Here is a 20407-nt window from a genome sequence, read left to right as displayed (position 1 = left end):
GTTGCCATTTTTAAAGACACGGAGGAATTAGAGAATGTAATCCTTGCCGCAAGCAATTACACGAACTCCTGTCATATCACCATAGAGCACCTTGATTTCTGCTTCGTAATCCCCCGCCTGATTTATCCGTTGAGAATACGTCCCCCATGCCTTACCTGTGCTCCAAAATGAGGTGAACCTGTCTGCATCGATGACAGGTGCAAATGCCATTGTGCCCTGAACCATGTCATATTTGAACCCGCTTAACGCGATAAGCAGACCCCAGCTGGCCATGGAGCGGACATAATGATGACCGCATTCCACCTCGTTCCATGGATTACGCCGAATCCCATCGTGCCGATTCCGAACGGTTTTGACAAGCTTCAGGCCCTCTTCAAGAAAACCTTCGTAAATCAGATGTGTGGCTACCTGGTATTCAATGCCGGTCCAAACTTCATCTGAGTACACAAATGGCAGCTTCGGACGACCGCCTTGCGGCCAGGAGCAAAGCAACATACCTTGTTCGTCGTTAAGCGCATAGGCACGCTGGCAATTGGCATGCTTGTTAAAATTGTCTCTAAAATTATGTTTAAACACTGAACTCAAGGCACTCCTCACCTTGTCTGGAGGAAGTAAATACCCAAGCCCATACAAATGCGCAAATTGTTGTCCCAGCAACTGATCAGACAGGCAGCCTAAACCAAGCTGGTGCTTATGTTGGTCTACATCCTCTACCATTTGCACGTAGTACTCGCCATTCCACATTAATTCCTCGAGCCGGATGAGGCTTTTTTCAAAGATGTCCCGATATGCCCTTGCTTTGTCGGTTTCTCCGAGATAGGCTGCTATTTCCTCCGCCGCCCGCAAAGCTCCTAAGAACATCGTTCCAGTCAGCGGGTTAGGGCCATGGAAATCAATATCATATGTGTTATGCTGCTGCCCATCCAGCACATAATCGCCGTCTGTATCCCAATGTTCCAAGCCGTATTGTAAGGCTTTCTGAACGGAAGGCCACAGTTCCTTAACGAATTCATCCTCTCCGCTAAGCTTCCATTCCCTAAACACTCGCATGATGGCGCCCATCTGACCATCTGCAGCTCCCGGCGCTATGAGGTTGCCTGGCCATACGAACTCTGATTCGAACACTTTCGTAGCGCGGTAGTTCATCTTGCCGTCTTCATGCATTTCCAGCAAAAACTCCGTTTGTCTCATGCTGCGCTCCAACGTTGGAAACAAAAATGCGGCAGTTTGTGCATAGTTCCATACATGCGTACAAGTTCCTTCACAACTGCCCAAATGATTCAAGCTGCCCTCAAAACCAAAAAACTTGCCGTTTTCCAGCCAGTAACAGGTTGTACTGCGAAGAACGGTAATATTGGCGGACATCGCGTCAAGCACGTAATCAGGCAATGTACTATGAAATAAAGCGTTTTGGAACAGATACGTTTCCCTTTCTAATCTTTCAAAATGCTGTACGATGTAGGCTGCCGCCGACCATGAGCTGTCAAACCGAGTAGCATAATAGTTTTGGGTGATCTCTCTACCTTCTGCTCTGACACGGAACTGCTCGCTCCAGCCATTGATCCGATTCGGGAAATACCAGCTCATGATAAACTGGAACTGCTTTGTTTCTCCTGGAGCCAGCGTTTCAAAGATACCTAAAGAACCGGTATCCGTTTTGCAATCATCGGAAGGTGTCTCATAACCAAGATCATTCAGTCGGCCATCTTCTGCGAAATCATCCCAAAATTCCTGAAGATAATCAAAATGGGCGCCTCGCAGCCAAACACGCTTGCTCGTAACATTTGGATTCGTTGTGACAAGTGACATGTTGCCGTAAAGCAGGTCGGTATCAGCATGCTTATGAGAGTGAAAAAATAGACCGCTGATTCCATCTTTTTGCACAAAGTCATTAACATTCCGGCCTGTGGCAGGCAGCTCCATACTGCCGAAAGCGTTAAAGCTAATCCCGCCTATAGGATTAATTAGCGAGCCCGCCACGGTCACATCTATAGGGCCGTCCGATACATTTTTTACCCAGTAGGTCATAATCGTTCCGGGGATACCGGAGTCATCCGCATTCAAAGGAATGAAGGGTGTATAAGCCTCCAGTTCCACCTGCACCGGCAATTTAGAATCCTCGAACACGATTCGGCAGATCGGATACTCGCCTGACATGCGGGATGCCTCCATTCTCGGAAGTCCACCCCCGGCATACGGGGAATATCCATGAGGTTTGCTGTGCGGCGGTTTGAATTGCGACTGCAGCACCTTTGCGATGGAAGGCTCGCCCTCTTCCTTAACCCATATTGCGAAATAGGAATTAGGAAAATGGAGTCCCTTATCAGGGTGATTGAAAAGCTCCCAATCTCTGAACTCACCCCGGCTGCCAAGCGATACGTTGCCAGTACCTATTCCCCCTAACAGGAATGCCGCCTCCGACGCTTCAGCAGTGAATGATCTGGCTGATCGGACATGTGATACCTTCTTATGGGATAACACCATGTTTTCTGCTCCTATTTTTTCGCTTTTTTCTCTTGATAAATTTTGTTAACTTCATCAGTCCACTCTTTGCCGCCTCGTTTGTTGAATTCATCCACGTATTTATCGAATTCAGACAAAGGTGTTTTACCGGTAATAAACCGAGCGTAGTAGTCAGCTGTCAATCCGCGTAAGTCGGCTTGATACTTCAATTCTGCTTGTGAGTTCATCATATCAGCAGCATTCGTAATAACTTTCCAGTTGAAAGCATCTCGACGGGATTGAACCGCGTAAGTTTCTACCTTTAACAAAGGAGCTTCATTTTCAAATAAGGAGTACCATTGAATCCACTTGCTGTCTTTATTCCATTGCTCTGTGGTGTAGATTTTGCCGTCCTTCTTCTCCCATTGCACGCCTTCAAGACCGGTATACGTCGTAAAACCGCCTTCTTCGGTATTAAAATAGTTCATAAACTTGGCCGCAGCGGAAGGGTGTTTCGTATCCTTCAACACGACCACGCCACGGGCAACCATCCCTGCACCGCGTAAGCCCGATTCACCTCGAGGTCCTATCGGCGGAGCGATGCGAAGCAGTTCGACATTCGGATCGGTTTTCTTCATGGTATTTTCCATATTTGATTCCCAAGTCCACCAGTTAGCTGATACACCATAACGATTTTTAACAAATTTCTCGTCTCTCACAGCCGAACTGTGCGTAAACATTTCTGGATCAATAAGTCCTTCTTTGTACCAGTTTGCTAACACCTGAAGAGCTTCCTTCGCTTCTGGGCGCGTTGTTTGGGGAATCAGCTTACCGTCCTTTTCAACGAAATAAACGCTCGCTTTCGCTGTACTTACCCAAGGTGCATCTCCAGCTATAACGCCAAATGCTCCGAAAATGCCATCGAGTGAATCGAGTCCAAGGCCGCTAATGCCATAGGTGTCTTTCGCGCCGTTGCCGTCAGGATCTTTCTCAACAAAAGCAACCAGCACATTGTGCAGCTCATCAAGTGTTTTAGGTACAGGCAGATTAACTTTTTTTAACCAATCTCCACGAATAACAAAATTGTAGCGCTGCGGATGAAGCCAGAGTGGAATCGCCCACAATTTACCATCTACTGTAAAATAATCTAACGCTTCCTTCGGAATATTCTTCTGAATATCCGGCATCAGGCTCAGATATGGCTTCAAATCTAGCAATGCGCCCTGCTTCGCATAGTCAAAAACCGCTTGACTCGTTGGCATCATGGCAACGTCCGGTTTATCTTTGGAGGCCATAATGACGGGTACCTGATCCGCATAGTTCGCTGAAGGCGGAGAAATTTGTTCAAATTTCACGCCGGTGGTTTTTTCAATCGTATCTTTGATGGGATTGTTGTCCGGTGCCTTTTCAAAACCGCCCTTTGTATATAGTAGTTTAATAGGGCCTGCATCAGCGTCTGAAACTTGTGCCGGTGGCGATGCATCGTTTTTGGTACAAGCGGTAACCAGTGATAGAAGCAATGCGGCGGATAGACCTAAGCTGACTTTCTGCTTTCCGTTCATTTTACATAACCTCCCATTGATTTGTTGTATTACAAACCTGCCGATTGGCGGGGCTTGCCGCTTCTTGGGAAACTGTTATCCATCGCTTACCCTTTAATGGAGCCGACCATCATACCTTGCACAAAATACCGCTGCAAAAACGGATAGACGCACATAATCGGCAGCACCGCCACTACGATAGTGGAATTAATAAGCACCGATGCAGGCGGTCTGTTGTCAGACAACGAACCACCGAGCGCGAGTCCGCCGATATCATTCGCGACCAAAATTTCGCGTAATAGCAGCTGCAGCGGCCATAACTGCCGGTCAGTGATATACAATACAGCGTCGAAAAAAGAGTTCCAGTGAGCCACTGCGTAAAACAAGCTTATGGTGGCCAGGGAAGGTAGCATGACGGGCAAAATAACTTTCAGCAAAGTAGTCATTTCGGACGCACCATCGATAATCGCCGACTCTTCCAATTCAATCGGGATTGTTTGGAAAAATGTCCGCATAATGATCAAATTGTACACGCTTAACGCGCTGGGAATAATCATTGCCCAAAACGTATTTGTCAAATACAAGCTGTTAACGACCAGGAAGGTTGGAATCATTCCACCGGAAAACAACATGGTGAAAAAGAAGATCCCCATAATGCCACTGCGCCCCGGTAAAAACTTCTTTGAGAGCGGATACGCTGTAAGAATGGTGATGACAAGGCTGACCGTTGTACCAATCAGCGTTCTTAGAATAGTAATCGTATACGCATCTATAATCTTGGAGCTGCCTCGAAATAACCAGGCATAATACTCAAATGTAAGGCTTGTCGGTATAACGATAAATGCATTGGGTTGATTGATTACATCACTCATCGGTGTTATTGAGCTTAGCAGAACGGTGATTACTGGAAGCAGTGTCGCCAAAGTTATAACGGAAAGAATTAGCAGGTTAATTACTCCGAAAGCGCTATCAGCATTGAGTCCAAAAACACGGCGGCGTGGTCTGACGGTGTGCGAAAGTATCGGCTTCATCATTTATCCTCCACTTTTTCTAGGAAATAGTAGGTGGTCACGACCATGATGCACGCAATAACGGATTTGAACATGCCAGCAGCCGCAGAAATATGGAATTTATTTTCCAGAACTCCAATTCGGTAAACATAAGTATCAATAATATCGCCTACACCATAAAGCATCGGGTTATACAAGTTAAATACTTGCTCGAATCCTACATTAAGCACACTTCCCATTCGCAGCAGCAGCATGATCATAATAATAGGCATAATACTAGGAAGCGAAATCTTCATCATGCACTGAAACCTTGTAGCACCATCCATCTTGGCCGCCTCATACAAATCCTGCGATACAACGGTCAGTGCTGCCAAGTAAATAATGGCGTTCCAGCCCATCTCTTTCCAAATGTCGGATATAACCAATATGCTTCTGAAATAAACCTCATCACTGAAGAAGTAAATGGCCTTCTCACCCATCATCTTAATGAGTTTGTTAACCGGTCCTTGATCGGATAGGAAGTTAAACATTAAACCAGACATAACAATCCACGATAAAAAGTGAGGCAGATAAAGAATGGTCTGGATACTGCGCTTAAAAATCAAAATACGAACTTCATTGATTAGCAGCGCCAGCAAAATCGGAACAGGAAAACCTAAGATAATTTTATATGCGCTGATTATAAACGTATTTTTCATAGCTGTGATAAACTGAGGGGCTTGAAATAAATACATGAAATTGTCGAAGCCCACAAATTTGCTGCCCCATACCCCATTAAAAATTTGATAATCCTGAAAGGCAATGACCAACCCGAACATCGGTGCATAATGAAAAATGGCGATGTACAGAAGACCGGGGATTAACATCATATAGAAATACTTATAGCGGACGAGATTTTTCAGTAGCCTGGTCAACGCCAGCGGTTGACGTGCGGATCTTACCAACCTCACTGTCTGCGAACCTGAATTTTCACTCATATGAACACCTCGCAATCTATGTACAGTAATTGGCAACTATCTGAATATTCAAATAATAATTTACGTTATCCAACTAGCGCTTCACTCCATTCAGCCCTTCCCGTTTGATACCTCTATCATAGCCCTCTCCTTATCCTGTAGTAAATACACAGTTAACATCTCAGATTGTGCAATTATGAAACAAATGTGCATTTATAAAATTGACACCTGTTTAGATAATTGAATATTCCATAAATTTAACTTGTTCCCCTATAATACAACTTATCATTTCAAAATCCTGTTAACGATTGGAAAGGTGGCACAAAATGACTAAATCTACGTGGCCCAAGCTGGATGACAGCACCATGCTGCAAAGACTTACATTCCCGGAAGGCCGAGTTCGCATGGTATTGGATACGGACACATTTAACGAAGTTGACGATCAATTTGCCTTAGCCTATGCGCTGCTTTCCCCGGAAAAAATCGATTTACTGGCCGTTACAGCCGCACCTTTCTTCAATTGGAACTCGGTCAGCCCGGCGGATGGCATGGAGAAAAGCTATAAGGAAATCCTGAATATTATGCAGCTGATGGATGTGAAGAATGCTCCTCCGGTCTATAAGGGTTCATCGCAATACATGACCAGTCATACTGAGCCAGTGTCGAGCGAAGCTGCGGATAAAATCATTGACCTGGCTCTTTCATCCAGCGAACCGCTGTATGTGGTTGCCATTGGCGCCATTACGAATGTGGCTTCAGCTATCGCAAAATGTCCTGAAATCATTCACAATATGGTCGTCGTGTGGCTTGGTCCGAATGCCTACTGGTGGCCCACTCAGAAAATCTTTAATGTGTCGCAAGACTATCAGGCCTCTTCGCTTATTTTTGACAGTGGCGTGCCTTTAGTCGTACTCCCATGTCATGGGGTTGCGTCCCATTTGCTGACTACGCCATATGAAATTGATGCCTGTTTGCGTGGGCAAAATAAGCTTGGCACCTACTTCAGCGATATGTTCCACGGTCGATTTACCCGGTTTGGACAAAATAAGATGGGATGGTCCAAAGTGCTTTGGGATGTTGCAGCTATTGCCTGGGTACTTAACGAGCAATGGGTGCCTTCTATGGTAAGGCGGACTCCAGTTCTCAATCCCGGATTTACATATTCTTTCGATGATTCTCGTCACTTTTATAAAGAAGCGATAGATATTGATCGGAGTCTAGTGTACATGGACTTATTTGCCAAACTACGGGAGCTGCCTAACTAAATTTGTCACGGTGGCAGTTATCGTTACTATGTTTAGGAGGGAAGCCTCATCAAAAAGCCAACTATTCTTGACGTTGCCGAAAAAGCAAACGTAACTCCCTCCACCGTATCCAGAGTTATGAATGCTTCCAGCCTCGTTAAACCTTGCACAAGACAGCGGGTACTGGAAGCCGCCAAGAGCCTCTGCTACATTCCAAACAAAACGGCTCGCGTGTTCAAATCCGGCAAAAGCCATATCCTCGGACTCGTAATTAGTACGCAGCATATTAGCGAACTCGTCTTAAATGCCGGATTCCAAGCAAGGTTTAAAGCGCTAACCGTCAAAGCGCACAACGAAGGATATAACATGCTCATTATCACTTCAACCGATGCTGAACCCAACTCCTACTTTGAGGTAATCAAAAATCAGGTAGCCGATGGATTTATCATATTAAGTCCGTCTATCAATGAGTCCTTGACCTCCCTGCTTGAAGAAGCCGGCATTCCCTATGTGTTCAATATGAAATATTCCAATAATCCCGAAGATAGTTACTATATCTCCTCGGATGATGTTGAGGGTGGATATATGGCGGCTAAATACTTGCTAGATTTGAACCATACGGATATTCGCTTTATTCTTGGTATTGTAAAAGGGACTATTATGCCTTTCAATGAAGATCGCGTGCTTGGTTTCAAAAAGGCACTCGACGAATACGGCATCGTGTTCAAACAGGAAATGATTGTCACCATACCCGGTCAGATGGAAGAGAGCTACAATTTAATCCATCAATTGTTCCAGACGCAAAAGCCCACTGCTCTGATGGTTTCAAACGAAACAACGACGGTGGCCGCTTTAAATTATTTTTTCGATTATGGTTACCGTATACCGCAGGATGTGTCTGTCATCGGTTTCGGTCCATCAGAATTTTTTCGGCATCATCGGCCGAATTTAACGAATGTCAGCTATGACATTACATGGTCCAGCGACAAGCTGGTCGATCTGCTGCTGCAGCGAATTGAAGGCAGGCCAGTGGTTCTTGAAAGACCAAAAAAACCCGAGCTGATCATTCGGGGAAGTACGGCAAGATATATTCACCCAACTGTCTTGGCAGTAAAAGAACACTGATGAAAAAACTCCGTACGAGTATGGGCTGGTCTCCTAGACCTGCTGCTCAATACGGAGTTTTCATTTTTCATGTATGGCATGTTAAGCTACCTATCGAGAATCCGATCCCGACCTGCTCGCATTTCAGTTAAAAAATCCGGCCACCATTGCTTTTGATCCGATCGTTCATCCAATTTAGCCCTCTCTTCCACTATTCTGGGCAATAACTCCTCCGCTTTCTTCTTCAGCTCTTCTAAGCCGCCGACCTCCGGTACAAGCCATTTTCTGCCGATTTGCGTGTGAAGCACCTCATCAGCCCAATCGTAATCCTGAAACGTGATAGCAAGCTCATTGTCCGACGTTTTGGCAATCTCCCACTCTAGCCGTTTCCCTGTCTTTTTGGGCATTTGCCTTTGCTCGAAATACCACAAAATGATGTGCGCTTCCAACGGTTCGAACTTCGTGTTCAATGTTAAGCTTGTTCTAAAGTCGATGGGGTATTTATAAAATTCAACACCGTCTTGATACAAACCAACCTCACCGAGCATGGAATGACGGGCCTCATCCCACAGTTGTCTGCTCATATCCACATAATAGTCCCACGGTTTCCCCTTCGTCTTGTAAATGATTGGCCCCATCCACTCTGGAACTGTCATTTCCTTCAACCTTTTATAGATCAAGGCATATGTTCTCTCGTCTGAAGGCCGTGTCTCCTCTAGATAATACTCATCTATTTTCCCCGCTGAGTTATACGTATCGGCAAATCGGGCATCCCGGCGTGGTTCAGCTTCCATGTCATAAGGTTTGCCATCTTTGGTACGAGGAGTAGTAGGCGTCCAGTTCGCTGATTTCTCCAAATCACCTGAGAAGCCTCCTGCCGCTTGCAAACAGCATTGCAAATGCTCCTGCCATTGTTGTGCGGCTATTCGATCCTCCTCTGTTATCATCAACGCTTGTATCGCCTGCTCTCCCCATAGCTGCATCTCTTCTTCTTCCACTAAGATGATTTTGAGCACTCGACACGTAGGATGATCCGCTAACGGATTGGTTTCTACCAAATACTTGTTTAAAGATCGAATAAGTTCCTTCTTGGCTACGCCATAAATACCAACCATAAGCTCCAGGGTCGTTTGCGACCGAATCAACTCCTGAAAAAACAATTCAATCGCAGCATCTGGCGTTTTGTCCAAATCATGCGGAGGTTCGCGCATCTCTGTAATTCGCTTACGAAGCATGGCACTATGCTCGGCATCGAGCCACATGTGCAAGCCCGAAGCACACTTTACTTCCCATTCAGGCACATGGGCAAGATGTGCGGCGAAAATGTTCGTCAGTTGGGTTTCCACGTACACATACCTTTTCAATAAACTCACCGAACGGTCAATGTCATAACCGACATTGCAGGCTTGTTCATAGCTGCAAATACCTGCTAAAGGAATTAAGCCCAGATTGTTATTTCTGACTCTTTCCATAGTTGCCTCCTTATCAAAAATAAGAATGGTACCGTTGCCATTTTTACTCAAGCTCCAAGGCGTTATAGAGAAGCAAGTCGCGATATTGCCCGGGTGTGATGCCTTCGCTTCGCTTAAAGGCACGTATAAAACTGTGCACATTATTGTAGCCAACTTTATTACTGATTTGACAAACCGTCCAATCATTCAAGGAAAGCAATTGCTTGGAGCTTACGATGCGCCTTGCAGTCAATAAGTTATAAAAAGTGCTTCCTGTGTACTGCTTCAGTAAGCGATTTATATATGTAGAGGAGCACTTCACTAACTCAGATACATGCTCAAGTCCAAAGTCCTGGTTAAAGTGTTCATCGATGTAGGACTTGATCTCCCACACAATACGTTGGTTTTTGTCCACACGTAATGCAAGCATATGCTTACATATATGCAGGCAAATCTCTTCCAAATAACGGTGAATCTCTTGCTTGGTTGCAAACTGCTCCATGCTGGCACATGGGTCAATATCACATTCCATCATGTCCCTGAGTGTAAATCCAGCTTTATATACCGTTCGAATTATGGCATGCATCAAGTGAAGATACACACGCCTTGCCGCGCTCGTATCTTCTGGCTGAATAGCATCCATACGCAGCTCAATGTAGTCCAGCGTACTTTGCAGCTTCTTGACTGTGCTCCGCATCATCGTACTGCAGAGCTTTTCTTCCAGTTCAAAAAGTGTTGCGTACTCATAACTCTTATGTTGATTCCGATCATCAAATGGGAGGCTTTCCCCATTCCTCGAAGCCGTCGTTGGCATACGTGCAACATAATTCAAATTGTAGAAATTGGTTCCTTTGTTTAAAAAATGATATGTACGCGTCATCTTCTTGGAAATTTGCAACGAATTATGCAAGGTCATACCCCTCTCTTTATTGAAATTTTCATAAGAAATGGTACCGTTGCCATTTTGCTTCACAAAGAACTGAAAGCACTTACAACATTATATTAGACCCGCTTTCAAAGGATGTCAACCTGAATTCCCACGTTTTTATTGAACAATTTACTGTAATTTTTTCAGATAAAATGATATAATGGCATCGTTATCATTAATTCATTCCACGCTTTCCAAAGGAGAGAGTCTCCATCAAAAAGCCTACTATCCGTGACGTCGCCTTGAAGGCGAATGTCACTGCTTCTACCGTCTCTAGAGTATTAAATGATTCTGACCTCGTGAAACCCCGAACAAGGCAAAAGGTTCTAGAGGTCATCGAAAGTCTCGGCTACATTCCAAACAAGACAGCTCGCATCTTCAAGTCCGGCAAAAGCTATATTCTTGGACTAGTAATTAGCCAGGCTCATATTAGCGAGATCATGTCGAATGCTGGATTTCAAGCGCAATTTAAAGGCTTGACCGAGAAAGCCCACAAAGAAGGTTACAACATTTTAATTATCACGTCCGCTGAAGGGGACGCTTATTCCTATTTTGAGGTAATCAAAAATCAACTCGCGGACGGCTTTATTATTTTCAGCCCCTCTCAAAATGATACGTTGACTTCCTTGCTAGACGAAGCTGAAATCCCTTACGTCTTCAATATGAAATACTCTAACAACCCTCAAGACCGTTACTACGTATCCTCGGACGACTTCGAAGGCGGTTATATCGCAGCTAAATATCTGCTCGATTTGAACCATACGGATATTCGTATGTTGGTGGGAAGTGTCAAAGGCAGCATGTTATCCTTCAATGTCGAAAGAATAAATGGCTTTAAGAAAGCCTTGGCCCAGTATGGTGTGCCGTTCAAAGAAGAAATGATCGTCCCTATTATTGGACAAATGGATCAAAGCTATAATGCGATCTATCAATTATTTCAGACGCAAAAACCTTCAGCGCTCCTGATCTCGAATGAGATTACAACGGTCGCAGCCTTGAACTACTTCGCTGATCAGGGGTACAGAGTGCCACAGGATGTATCTGTCATTGGCTTCGGGCCTTCCGAGTTTTTTCGCACGCTGCGTCCCAATTTAACAAATGTCGGCTACGATATAACCTGGACCAGCTCCAAGCTTGTAGATCTTCTGCTGCAGCGGATTGAAGGCAAGACACCGTCTTTTGAGATGCCCAAAAAACCGGAATTAGTCATCCGTGACAGCACTGCTCGATTACGGCAAGAGTGACACTTGGTCACTGTACAAGTTGCAACTCCCGCGGTGCAACGTGGCAAGTTCAAGGTACTCTTCTTACTTTAAACGGCTTGCACGTCGCAAATAATGAACCTTATAAGGCAACATATCCTCGGAGGGAACTACAGGGCGCTATTTTGGCAAATATCCGGCATGCCATGGAAGTAGAGGAACCACAGGGTCTTTTTTCCATGAAATAAGCAGAATTCCCCTAGAAATAGCCAAAATAACGTACCATAGTTCCCTCCAGTTCGCTTTGAAGTCACTTTCCGCTAGAATTGCGTCTCGTCATTCCCTTATGTTCCACCGTACCATACCGCCAAAGGGTAACTCCTCAACCACTCCAACCTTCTATAAGCCCAAAAAAAAGGCACCCAAAGGGCACCTTTTTCAAACCTTAAAAAACAAAATCATCATCCGTCAAAGCTTCAACGTGAATCGTACGCACATAGCCGTTCCCTTTTTTCGAGAAAAAGTCATGCTGCTTCGTCTTCGTGCTGAGTCCGTTCAGAACAATCGGGTTGATATCCTCTTCCGGGAACAACGGCTCTACCCCTAAGTTCATGAACGCTTTGTTCGCGTTGTAGCGCAGGAATGCTTTCACATCATCCGCTAACCCCAGAGGCCCATACAGGCTTTCCGTATAACCTTCCTCATTCGCATGAAGCTCTTTCAGCAGTGCAGACAGCGTCTCATATGCCTCATCTTGCTCAGCAGGGCTAAGCTCTGCGTAAACTTCCTGAGCCAATACACCAATATACAGACCGTGAATACTCTCGTCGCGTAAAATCAAATCAATGATTTCCCCGCTGCTTGTCATTTTACCCTGTCCGGCCAAATAAAGCGGGTAATAGAAGCCGCTGTAGAACAAGTAGCTCTCCAGCAAAACCGACGACGCCATCGCTAAGTACAGCTCTTTGGTCGTTGTAATATTCTCATAATAATGGGAAATTTTATTCGCTTTGAACTGCAGATAAGGATTCTGCTCTACCCATGCAAATAATTCATTGATCTCTTCCGTAGTCGACAGTGTCGTGAAAATAGAGCTGTACGACTTCGCATGAATTTGCTCCATCATGCCCATGAAGCTGAGCACCGCTTTGCGCTGCAGCCCGTCAACATGCTCAAGAATCTTCGGCATGCCAACGCCGCCTTGCATCGTATCAAGCAGCGTGAGGCCGCCCAGCACCTTCATGTAGAGTTCACGCTCAGCCCCGCTCAGCGTGATCCAGGACATTTTATCGTCAGACAATGGAATTTCCTCGTCCGTCCAGAACTGCATAATGTTCTGATTCCAGAATGTTATCGTGAAATCATCATCCGGCCGGTTCCAGTTCACCGCTTTTTTGACGATTGGCTGATTAATGGTAGTTGCCGTGCTCATCTATGTTCAATCCCCTTCCCAATTACACCGAACAGCTGACACATTCCTCAACGGATAGTTGATTCGTTCGCGTGTAGTAGAGCGATTTAAGTCCTTTGTGTGCCGCATACAGATACAATCTAGCAAGTTGTCTCGTAGACACATCACTATTTACGTGCAAAATAGTTGAAATGCCTTGATCCACATGCGTTTGAATTTCCGCAATCAAATCGAGAATCTTGAATTGATCCATTTGATACGCGGATTTATAGTAAAAATAATTGTCACGAGCCATGAATGGCATCGGGTAGTATGTCGTTGAGTTCGCATATGTACGAGTCTCGATCGGTTCAACAATTGGCATTACGCTCGAAGTTGAGTTTTGGATATACGAAATACTTTGTGTTGGCGCAACAGCCAAACGGTATGCATGGTACAAACCGTGCTTCTGGACTTCTGCCTTCAGCTTGCTCCAATCGTCCCGGGATGGTATCTCCATACCTGCAAACAGTTCCTTCACTTTATCCGTAACCGGACGGTAATCTGTCTCTGTGTAACGGTTAAAATAAGCGCCGTTCGCATATTCGGACAGCTCAAAGCCCTCGAAGACCTGCCCTTTCGCCTTGGCAATTTCCATACTTTTTTCGATCGAATAGTAGTTCATCGCCATGAAGAACGTGCGGACGAAATCCTTCGCTTCATCGCTCTCATAGCTGATTTTGTTCTTGGATAGATAGCCGTGCAGATTCATGACTCCCAGACCAACCGAGTGCAGCTCACGATTCGCTTTAGCTACGCCTGGCGCATTGCTGATCGTCGTCATGTCACTGACTGCTGTCAGAGCCGTCATGCCTTCATGAACGGTTTCACGCAATTTCTTGTGCCCCATCACATTCGCAATGTTCATAGAAGCCAAGTTACAGCTGATATCACGCAGAATCACATCATCTTGACCGTAATCATTGATTTCCGATGTTTCTTGCAATTGGAAAATCTCTGTGCAGAGATTGGACATTTTGATCGTTCCGATACCTTTCAGGGCATGATCCCTGTTCGCATTCGTACGATTCATCATATAAGGATAACCGGATTCCAGTTGCGTTGTCGCAATTTTGACCAGCATGTCACGCGCGCTCATCACGACTTTTTTCTTCACTTTCGGGTTCGCTAGCAGCTCATCGTACATTTCATCAATATCCAGGTCATCCAGATGCTTGCCGTAAGCTTGCCACACCGTATAAGGCGCAAATACATGAAGAGGTTTGTTCTCTTCCGCCAGCTTGTAGAACTTATTCGGTACGATAAGACCGATGGAAAGTGTTTTCAGACGCGATTTCTCATCTGCATTAATTTTCTTGCTATCCAGGAACTCCATAAGATCCCAGCCGAAAATGTTATAATAAGCCGCTCCGGAGCCTTTGCGCTGCCCCATTTGATCCGCGTAGGAGAATGCATCCTCCATCAGCTTAAGAACAGGCATAATCCCTTTGGCTGCGCGTTCTACGCCTTTGATGGACTCACCGCGCCCGCGAAGTTTGGACAAGTTAACGGCTACGCCGCCGCCAATTTTGGAAAGCTGCATGCATGTCGCCAGCACGTAGTTAATCGAGTTGAGAGAGTCATCCATCTCCAGCAGGAAGCACGAAACCATCTCCCCACGGCGGCTTTTTCCTGCGTTCAGGAATGTCGGCGTCGCCGGCTGCAAACGCTGCTCCATCATCGACACAGCAAGCGTACTGGCAGTTTCAACGTTACCGCGTCCCAAGTAAAGCGCTACAATCGCAACGCGATCCGGGAAATGCTCCAGGTATAAGGATTTATCGTCACTGCGCAAAGCGTAATCTGTATAGAATTTCGAAGCTGCCATATAGGAGGCGAACTCGAACTGATGATCGTGGGCCACTTGATACACTTGATTTACTTCTTCTGTTGTGTAGTACTCATAAACATTCTCATAATAGTTGTTATCAATCATATAACGAACTTTTGAAGAGGTATCGGGGAAAGTGAGGCTTTTACTGTGAACATCCTGCATAAAAACTTCAACAGCTTCTTTATCCTTCTCTAGTTGAAAAAAACCATCCGCTCCGCGTTGCATTAATAAATTATTCAGCTCAATGTGCCGCAATTGCATGTACCCCCTGAACAAATCGTTCTACATCATTTTTGGTGCCGGATAACTCAAACTTCGTTAACACAGGCACATCATACAGTTGTGAAATGGTGTCTGCGCTTTTGGCAAACCCGTCTCCCCAGTTGCGGTTGCCGCTTGCTGCCACTCCGATCAAATTGGAGGCGTTCGTTTCCAGGAAGGAACTTACCTTCTCAGGAACTTGGCCAAATCCGGTGGTGTAGGTAACGAGCACGAATGGCTCGTCCACTTTCAACGCTTCCTCGATTTGGATCGCCGGCATTTGAAGTTTATTAATAAATCGGCGAACATTCCCCGTTTTCGAATCGTAAGCAATCAGCATGGGCTCCGTCTCCTAACATTTCTATCATTGGTTCAAGCATTCTCGTACTTGTGTCAGTCTTATGTAGATAACCTATATGTAGTTAGTAATATAAATCTTACCGTCCATCCATATCTAGTATTGTCCTCTGTCTCCTCGACAAAATAAGCGCATTTCCGCAAGCAGGAAAACGGCTGAAAATAGCGGTAAATCGGGTATTTTCCCGGTATTACGCGGTATTTCCGCTGCGAATTCAGGAGTTGCCGAATTCGCTTTTTCCCACGACATCTAGTTGATAGATTCAAATTTATATCAATATATTGTGTTTGTCAACGTGTATTATGACACATTTCCGAGCCCAAAATAGGCAAACCCAGACGGGGCGTGGCTCGAGAGGATTTGAAAAAATATTTTCATTTTAGACTTGAAATTTTCACATTTGTCGAAAGGAACTTCGCTTGGAATCTCTTCTTTTCCCCTACTAGATCTAGTTCCGTACCCCTCTCAAAAAAAGCCTCTCAAACCGTCTCAGAGGCCATCTTAAGACATTGTAAACGACAATCCGACCCTACTATCCTGAGACATAAAAAAAGCTATCCACGCGCACATGAGGGTGCCATGAATAGCTCATTGATTTAGCACATTAATTTCGTCCGTTACTAGCCGTTGCGTTTTTGGAAATCAATCATGAAATCTGCGAGCGCTTTGCAGGAAGCGTAAGGAACCGCATTGTAGGTAGATGCTCTCAAGCCCCCTACACTGCGATGGCCTTTCAACCCGACAAATCCGTTCTGCTCGGTTTCCTTGATGAATTTCTTCTCCAGCTCTTCATCCTGCAAACGGAACGTGATGTTCATTGCCGAACGGCTGCCCTTATCGACTGGACCACGGTAGAAACCGCCGCTTTGATCGATGGCGCTGTAGATCAAACCTGATTTCTCCAGATTGTTTTTCTCGATAACAGCTAGTCCGCCTTGTTCCTGAATCCATTTCAGCACAAGGTTCACCATGTAGATGGAATACACCGGAGGCGTATTGTACAGGGAATTGTTTTTGCCGTGAATGTCATAACGAAGCATGGTCGGGATTGTTTTCGGCAAGTCCTGCAGAAGATCTTCTTTGACGATGACGACCGTCACGCCGGATGGACCTAGATTTTTTTGGGCACCGGCATAAATCATGCCGAATTTCGAGACATCAACCGGACGGCTCAAGATATCGCTGGACATATCCCCGATAAGCGGCACATTGCCTGTGTCCGGGTAGCTTTGGAACTGAGCGCCTTCGATCGTTTCATTGGAAGTCAAGTGGAGGTAAGCGGAATCCGGATGAATGTTGATTTCACTGAGATCCGGAATTTTCATAAATTTGTTCTCTTTGGAGCTGGCAGCAATCGCTACTTCTCCGAAAAGGTTTGCTTCTTGTACCGCTTTCTCAGCCCAAGCGCCGGTCAGCACATAGCTGCCCACTTTGCCCGGCTTCAAGAAATTCATAGGAATCATAGCGAACTGCGTACTTGCTCCGCCTTGTAAGAACTGTACTTGATAACCGTCAGGAATAGCAAAAATTTGCTTCAATAATTGCTGCGTTTCCGTATGTACTTGCTCGTACTCCGCGCTGCGATGCGAAATTTCCATGATCGACATGCCGATTCCCTTAAATTCGACAAGTTCCTCTTGCGCTTTCTGCAAAACTTCGAGCGGTAATGCCGCAGGCCCTGCGTTAAAGTTATAGGCCCGATTTCCCATGAATGACCACACCTTTGCTTTTGTATTATGGCTATGATAGCAATATTCTCCTCATGCATCAAGTAAAACCTTAGTTGGCAATGCTAGTTGAAGCAGGAAACCGGAACCAGGCTACACGACATAAAAATCCAAAAAGGAGCCCACACTCGCATGCATCCCTCCGCTCATTCGACAAAAGCGCTTTCAACACCGTCCGACACGTACCGGCTTTTTGTCGGCATCCGGCTCCCGCAAGCAACGCAGCGGGAGCTGGCACTCGTAGCAGCCGCCCTCAAGGAGCGGCTGCCTTTCCAGAAGTGGACGCATCCGCAGGACGTCCACGTCACGTTAAGCTTTCTCGGCGACGCATCCGCCGAGAAAGCGGAATCGCTGGCGCACGACCTGCGCCAGCTTGCAGCAGCTGCGCTGCCGCTGACCCTGCACGCCGACGGGCTCGGCGTGTTCGGACCTCCGGCAGCGCCGTCGGTGCTGTGGGCGGGCGTCGCCGGCGACCTGGACGCGCTGGCTGCGCTGCAGCGCGAGGTCGCGGGCGCCTGCGCCCGCCATGGCTTTCCGGCCGAGGCTCGCGCCTACCGGCCGCATCTCACGCTAGCCCGCCGCTATCGGCTGGCGGCGGAACCGTTTTCGCGCGCCTCCCTGGCAGGCGCGCCTTCGTTGCCCGCGTGGCGGGTAGAGGACATTGTCCTCTACCGCAGCCACTTGGGCCGGCAGCCTTCGTATGAGCCGCTGGGCGTTTTTCCTTTGAGCCCCGGCGTATAATTTCCATTATTTTCACAAATAATGTATAAACTTGCCTACTGTTTCTGATTGCCTATTGCTTCTGACATCATCTGCCGCCAAGTTCTTTTTGACATGTAAGGAGGAAATCACATGCCCGATGCTTATGAAGTCATCGTACGCACCCTTTTAGCCGTAATCGTATTGTTCATCATGACCAAGATTCTTGGCAAAAGACAAGTGTCCCAATTATCTCTGTTCGAGTACATCACGGGTATTACCATCGGAAATCTGGCTGGAGCGATATCCTTGGATATCGATTCGAAATGGTACCTCGGCCTGATCTCGTTAACCGTTTGGATCGCGTGTTCGCTAGGCATTGAACTATTACAGCTTAAAAGCAAAAAAATGCGCGATTTTATTGACAGCAAAGCCACTGTACTCGTTAGAGACGGGAAGGTTTTAGAAGATAATTTAAAAAAAGAGCGGCTCACCACCGATGAACTTATGGAACAACTGCGCAAGCGTTCGGTTTTTAAAGTAGCGGATGTTGAATTTGCAATCATGGAGCCAAGCGGTGAAATCAACGTATTGCTGCATCGGGAGAATTTGCCGCTCACTGCGAAGCATTTGGGCATCAAGGTTGCACCGGAGAAAGAGCCGCAAGCCGTCATTATGGACGGTGAGATATTAGATGAAGCATTAGCAACCCTTTCATTTAACCGGGGATGGCTGAAGACGGAGTTGGACAAGGTCGGGGTAACCGTCGAAAATGTATTTCTAGGGCAAGTCGACTCTTACGGCGAGCTGTATCTTGACTTATTTGACGATAAAATCAATGTTCCCATACCGCAGGAAAAAGCAACTCTCTTCGCGACTCTGAAACAGTGCGAAGCAGACCTCATGCTGTACGGACTGACAACCAACAATAAGCAAGCCAAAGCGATGTACGAGCAATGCTCCAAGCAAATGGAGGATATTCTCGATCAACTTAAACCTATATTAACGCGATAATCTGAAGGCTCCCCGCTGTGGTTTCACGACTGGGGAGCCTTCTTGTTTTAATCCAGCAGCACCTGTGAGGCCGGGCCGCCTGCAAGCTCTATCATCCGTTTGACCTGCTCGACTGTATTCCGCTCGATTGAGAGAGGCGGCAGCTCCTGTTCGCCGAAAAAGCCGACTTCGGTCGTTTCCAAGCTGACCTCTAGCGCCTCACCGCCAACCAATTCGCATAAGATAAATATTTTGTAGACATAGTTGGGGGCAGGCGGATGTGCGTGGCACTTCTTGTCCAGAACCGCCAACAAACGCACAGGCTTGACTTGGTAACCGGCTTCCTCGCGCGTCTCTTTGACAGCGACTTCGCTCGGTGTGTAGCCAATATCCGCCCAACCACCTGGCAAAGCCCATGCGCCGTCGGCTCTTTCCTTCACAAGGAGCACTTTGTTCTCCTTTAGGACAACCGCTCGAATATCAACCTTCGGCGTCTGATACCCCGTATCGCTGGCGAATAATTCCGTCACTTTGTCAATCGGAGTGTCCGTGAAGTGGCTCATCATCTCCACACTGATCTTGCGCAGCGCCTCGTAGCGCTCCAAATCATAGCCGTTCTCACCGTAGGCAAGCCCGGCTTGACTAATCGCTTGAATTTCTTTAGCCCATTGCAGCCATGGAATATTCATCCATTACCCAACTCCATCCCGATAAATGTTTTAATTCCGGTATAGATAGCGACCATTTCTTCCAATTTCATGCGAACGAGCCCGCTGGAAGAGGGACATACGTACTCTACTACGCCTGGTACGATGGGATCTGGCTGGCTGCCCCAAGCCATCCCTCTGCGTCCGCTATACTGCTCGTAAACCCCTTTGCCTACAAAACATACAACCCTTGGCTGCATGTTTTGAATCTTCTCTCTGAGAATAATTCGGCCTTGTCGGTACTCCTCAGGCGTTATTTCAGCAGCCGTCAGTGAGGGTCTCGCCACGATATTCGTAAACCCGTAGCCAAGTTCAAGCAGGTCTTCATCTTCTTGTGGCTTATAGAGCCGAGGCGTTAACCCAGCTTGAAACAATATGCGATAAAAGCGATTGTTCGGATTCGCATAGTGATGGCCGGTTTCACCCGATCGAATACTAGGGTTATATCCTACAAAAAGGATAGATAAATGCTCCTTCAAATGATCCGAGATCGGTTTTAT

Annotated in this window: 17 protein-coding genes; 5 read left to right on the top strand and 12 right to left on the bottom strand. The window is 46.3% G+C overall.

Annotated elements, in window-relative coordinates:
* Positions 1 to 27: 27 nt before the first annotated feature.
* From ACKTT9_RS07735 to ACKTT9_RS07720, 4 genes are all read right to left on the bottom strand, one after another.
* Positions 28 to 2484 carry a GH116 family glycosyl-hydrolase gene (locus ACKTT9_RS07735; protein WP_407871086.1) on the bottom strand — a complete coding sequence of 819 codons (2457 nt, stop codon included), beginning with the start codon at positions 2482 to 2484 and terminating at the stop codon, positions 28 to 30.
* Between the two features lie 11 nt (positions 2485 to 2495).
* Positions 2496 to 4004, bottom strand: a complete 1509-nt coding sequence (locus tag ACKTT9_RS07730) for an extracellular solute-binding protein (RefSeq protein ID WP_407871085.1) — start codon at positions 4002 to 4004, stop codon at positions 2496 to 2498.
* Between the two features lie 86 nt (positions 4005 to 4090).
* Positions 4091 to 5017 carry a carbohydrate ABC transporter permease gene (locus ACKTT9_RS07725; RefSeq protein WP_407871084.1) on the bottom strand — a complete coding sequence of 309 codons (927 nt, stop codon included), beginning with the start codon at positions 5015 to 5017 and terminating at the stop codon, positions 4091 to 4093.
* The gene (locus ACKTT9_RS07720; protein ID WP_315953391.1) at positions 5014 to 5970 is read right to left on the bottom strand and encodes an ABC transporter permease subunit; all 957 of its coding nucleotides are present in this window, start codon (positions 5968 to 5970) and stop codon (positions 5014 to 5016) included. The genes ACKTT9_RS07725 and ACKTT9_RS07720 overlap by 4 nt, the downstream gene beginning before the upstream one ends.
* Before the next feature lie 305 nt (positions 5971 to 6275).
* Between ACKTT9_RS07720 and ACKTT9_RS07715 the strand changes: the two genes are divergently transcribed.
* Positions 6276 to 7214 carry a nucleoside hydrolase gene (locus tag ACKTT9_RS07715; protein WP_407871083.1) on the top strand — a complete coding sequence of 313 codons (939 nt, stop codon included), beginning with the start codon at positions 6276 to 6278 and terminating at the stop codon, positions 7212 to 7214.
* A gap of 48 nt (positions 7215 to 7262) precedes the next feature.
* Positions 7263 to 8318 carry a LacI family DNA-binding transcriptional regulator gene (locus ACKTT9_RS07710; protein WP_407872987.1) on the top strand — a complete coding sequence of 352 codons (1056 nt, stop codon included), beginning with the start codon at positions 7263 to 7265 and terminating at the stop codon, positions 8316 to 8318.
* 86 nt (positions 8319 to 8404) lie between these two features.
* Here ACKTT9_RS07710 and ACKTT9_RS07705 read toward each other — a convergent pair whose 3' ends face one another.
* Together ACKTT9_RS07705 and ACKTT9_RS07700 are read right to left on the bottom strand one after the other, a co-directional pair.
* Positions 8405 to 9769, bottom strand: a complete 1365-nt coding sequence (locus tag ACKTT9_RS07705) for a hypothetical protein (RefSeq protein WP_407871082.1) — start codon at positions 9767 to 9769, stop codon at positions 8405 to 8407.
* A 43-nt stretch (positions 9770 to 9812) separates the two neighbouring features.
* The gene (locus ACKTT9_RS07700) at positions 9813 to 10658 is read right to left on the bottom strand and encodes a helix-turn-helix transcriptional regulator (RefSeq protein ID WP_407871081.1); all 846 of its coding nucleotides are present in this window, start codon (positions 10656 to 10658) and stop codon (positions 9813 to 9815) included.
* Between the two features lie 200 nt (positions 10659 to 10858).
* On the opposite strand from ACKTT9_RS07700, the gene ACKTT9_RS07695 reads away from it, so the two are divergent.
* Positions 10859 to 11920 (top strand): LacI family DNA-binding transcriptional regulator, encoded by a 1062-nt coding sequence (locus ACKTT9_RS07695; protein ID WP_407872986.1) that lies wholly within the window; start codon positions 10859 to 10861, stop codon positions 11918 to 11920.
* A gap of 403 nt (positions 11921 to 12323) precedes the next feature.
* On the opposite strand, the gene nrdF is transcribed toward ACKTT9_RS07695, so the two are convergent.
* The 4 genes from nrdF to serC all read right to left on the bottom strand — a co-directional run bounded on the left by nrdF (position 12324) and on the right by serC (position 17490).
* Positions 12324 to 13310 (bottom strand): class 1b ribonucleoside-diphosphate reductase subunit beta, encoded by a 987-nt coding sequence (gene nrdF / locus ACKTT9_RS07690; RefSeq protein WP_127457574.1) that lies wholly within the window; start codon positions 13308 to 13310, stop codon positions 12324 to 12326.
* Positions 13311 to 13332: 22 nt separating this feature from the next.
* Positions 13333 to 15417 carry a class 1b ribonucleoside-diphosphate reductase subunit alpha gene (gene nrdE / locus ACKTT9_RS07685; RefSeq protein ID WP_407871080.1) on the bottom strand — a complete coding sequence of 695 codons (2085 nt, stop codon included), beginning with the start codon at positions 15415 to 15417 and terminating at the stop codon, positions 13333 to 13335.
* Positions 15404 to 15763 carry a class Ib ribonucleoside-diphosphate reductase assembly flavoprotein NrdI gene (gene nrdI / locus ACKTT9_RS07680; protein WP_127457572.1) on the bottom strand — a complete coding sequence of 120 codons (360 nt, stop codon included), beginning with the start codon at positions 15761 to 15763 and terminating at the stop codon, positions 15404 to 15406. Before nrdI ends, nrdE begins: the two co-directional genes overlap by 14 nt.
* A gap of 638 nt (positions 15764 to 16401) precedes the next feature.
* Positions 16402 to 17490, bottom strand: coding sequence for a 3-phosphoserine/phosphohydroxythreonine transaminase (gene serC, locus ACKTT9_RS07675; RefSeq protein ID WP_127457571.1), 1089 nt, complete (start codon positions 17488 to 17490; stop codon positions 16402 to 16404).
* 150 nt (positions 17491 to 17640) lie between these two features.
* Here serC and thpR point away from each other — a divergent pair, with 150 nt between their 5' ends.
* Complete coding sequence (gene thpR, locus ACKTT9_RS07670; RefSeq protein ID WP_407871079.1) at positions 17641 to 18249, top strand: RNA 2',3'-cyclic phosphodiesterase; 609 nt, start codon at positions 17641 to 17643, stop codon at positions 18247 to 18249.
* 111 nt (positions 18250 to 18360) lie between these two features.
* A complete protein-coding gene (locus ACKTT9_RS07665; protein ID WP_157319507.1) occupies positions 18361 to 19221 on the top strand; it encodes a DUF421 domain-containing protein in 861 nt (286 codons plus the stop codon).
* 47 nt (positions 19222 to 19268) lie between these two features.
* Here the strand turns inward: ACKTT9_RS07665 and ACKTT9_RS07660 are convergent, their stop codons facing one another.
* Positions 19269 to 19889 carry an NUDIX hydrolase gene (locus ACKTT9_RS07660; protein WP_407871078.1) on the bottom strand — a complete coding sequence of 207 codons (621 nt, stop codon included), beginning with the start codon at positions 19887 to 19889 and terminating at the stop codon, positions 19269 to 19271.
* Entirely contained in the window at positions 19886 to 20407 is a 522-nt protein-coding gene (locus ACKTT9_RS07655) for a mismatch-specific DNA-glycosylase (protein ID WP_407872985.1), read from the bottom strand. The genes ACKTT9_RS07660 and ACKTT9_RS07655 overlap by 4 nt, the downstream gene beginning before the upstream one ends.

The sequence above is a fragment of the Paenibacillus sp. P36 genome (assembly GCF_045866505.1).
GTDB lineage: Bacteria > Bacillota > Bacilli > Paenibacillales > NBRC-103111 > Paenibacillus_E > Paenibacillus_E chondroitinus.
The sequence above is the reverse complement of the archived record's forward strand: the minus strand, read 5'-3'. Positions and strand labels throughout refer to the sequence as shown.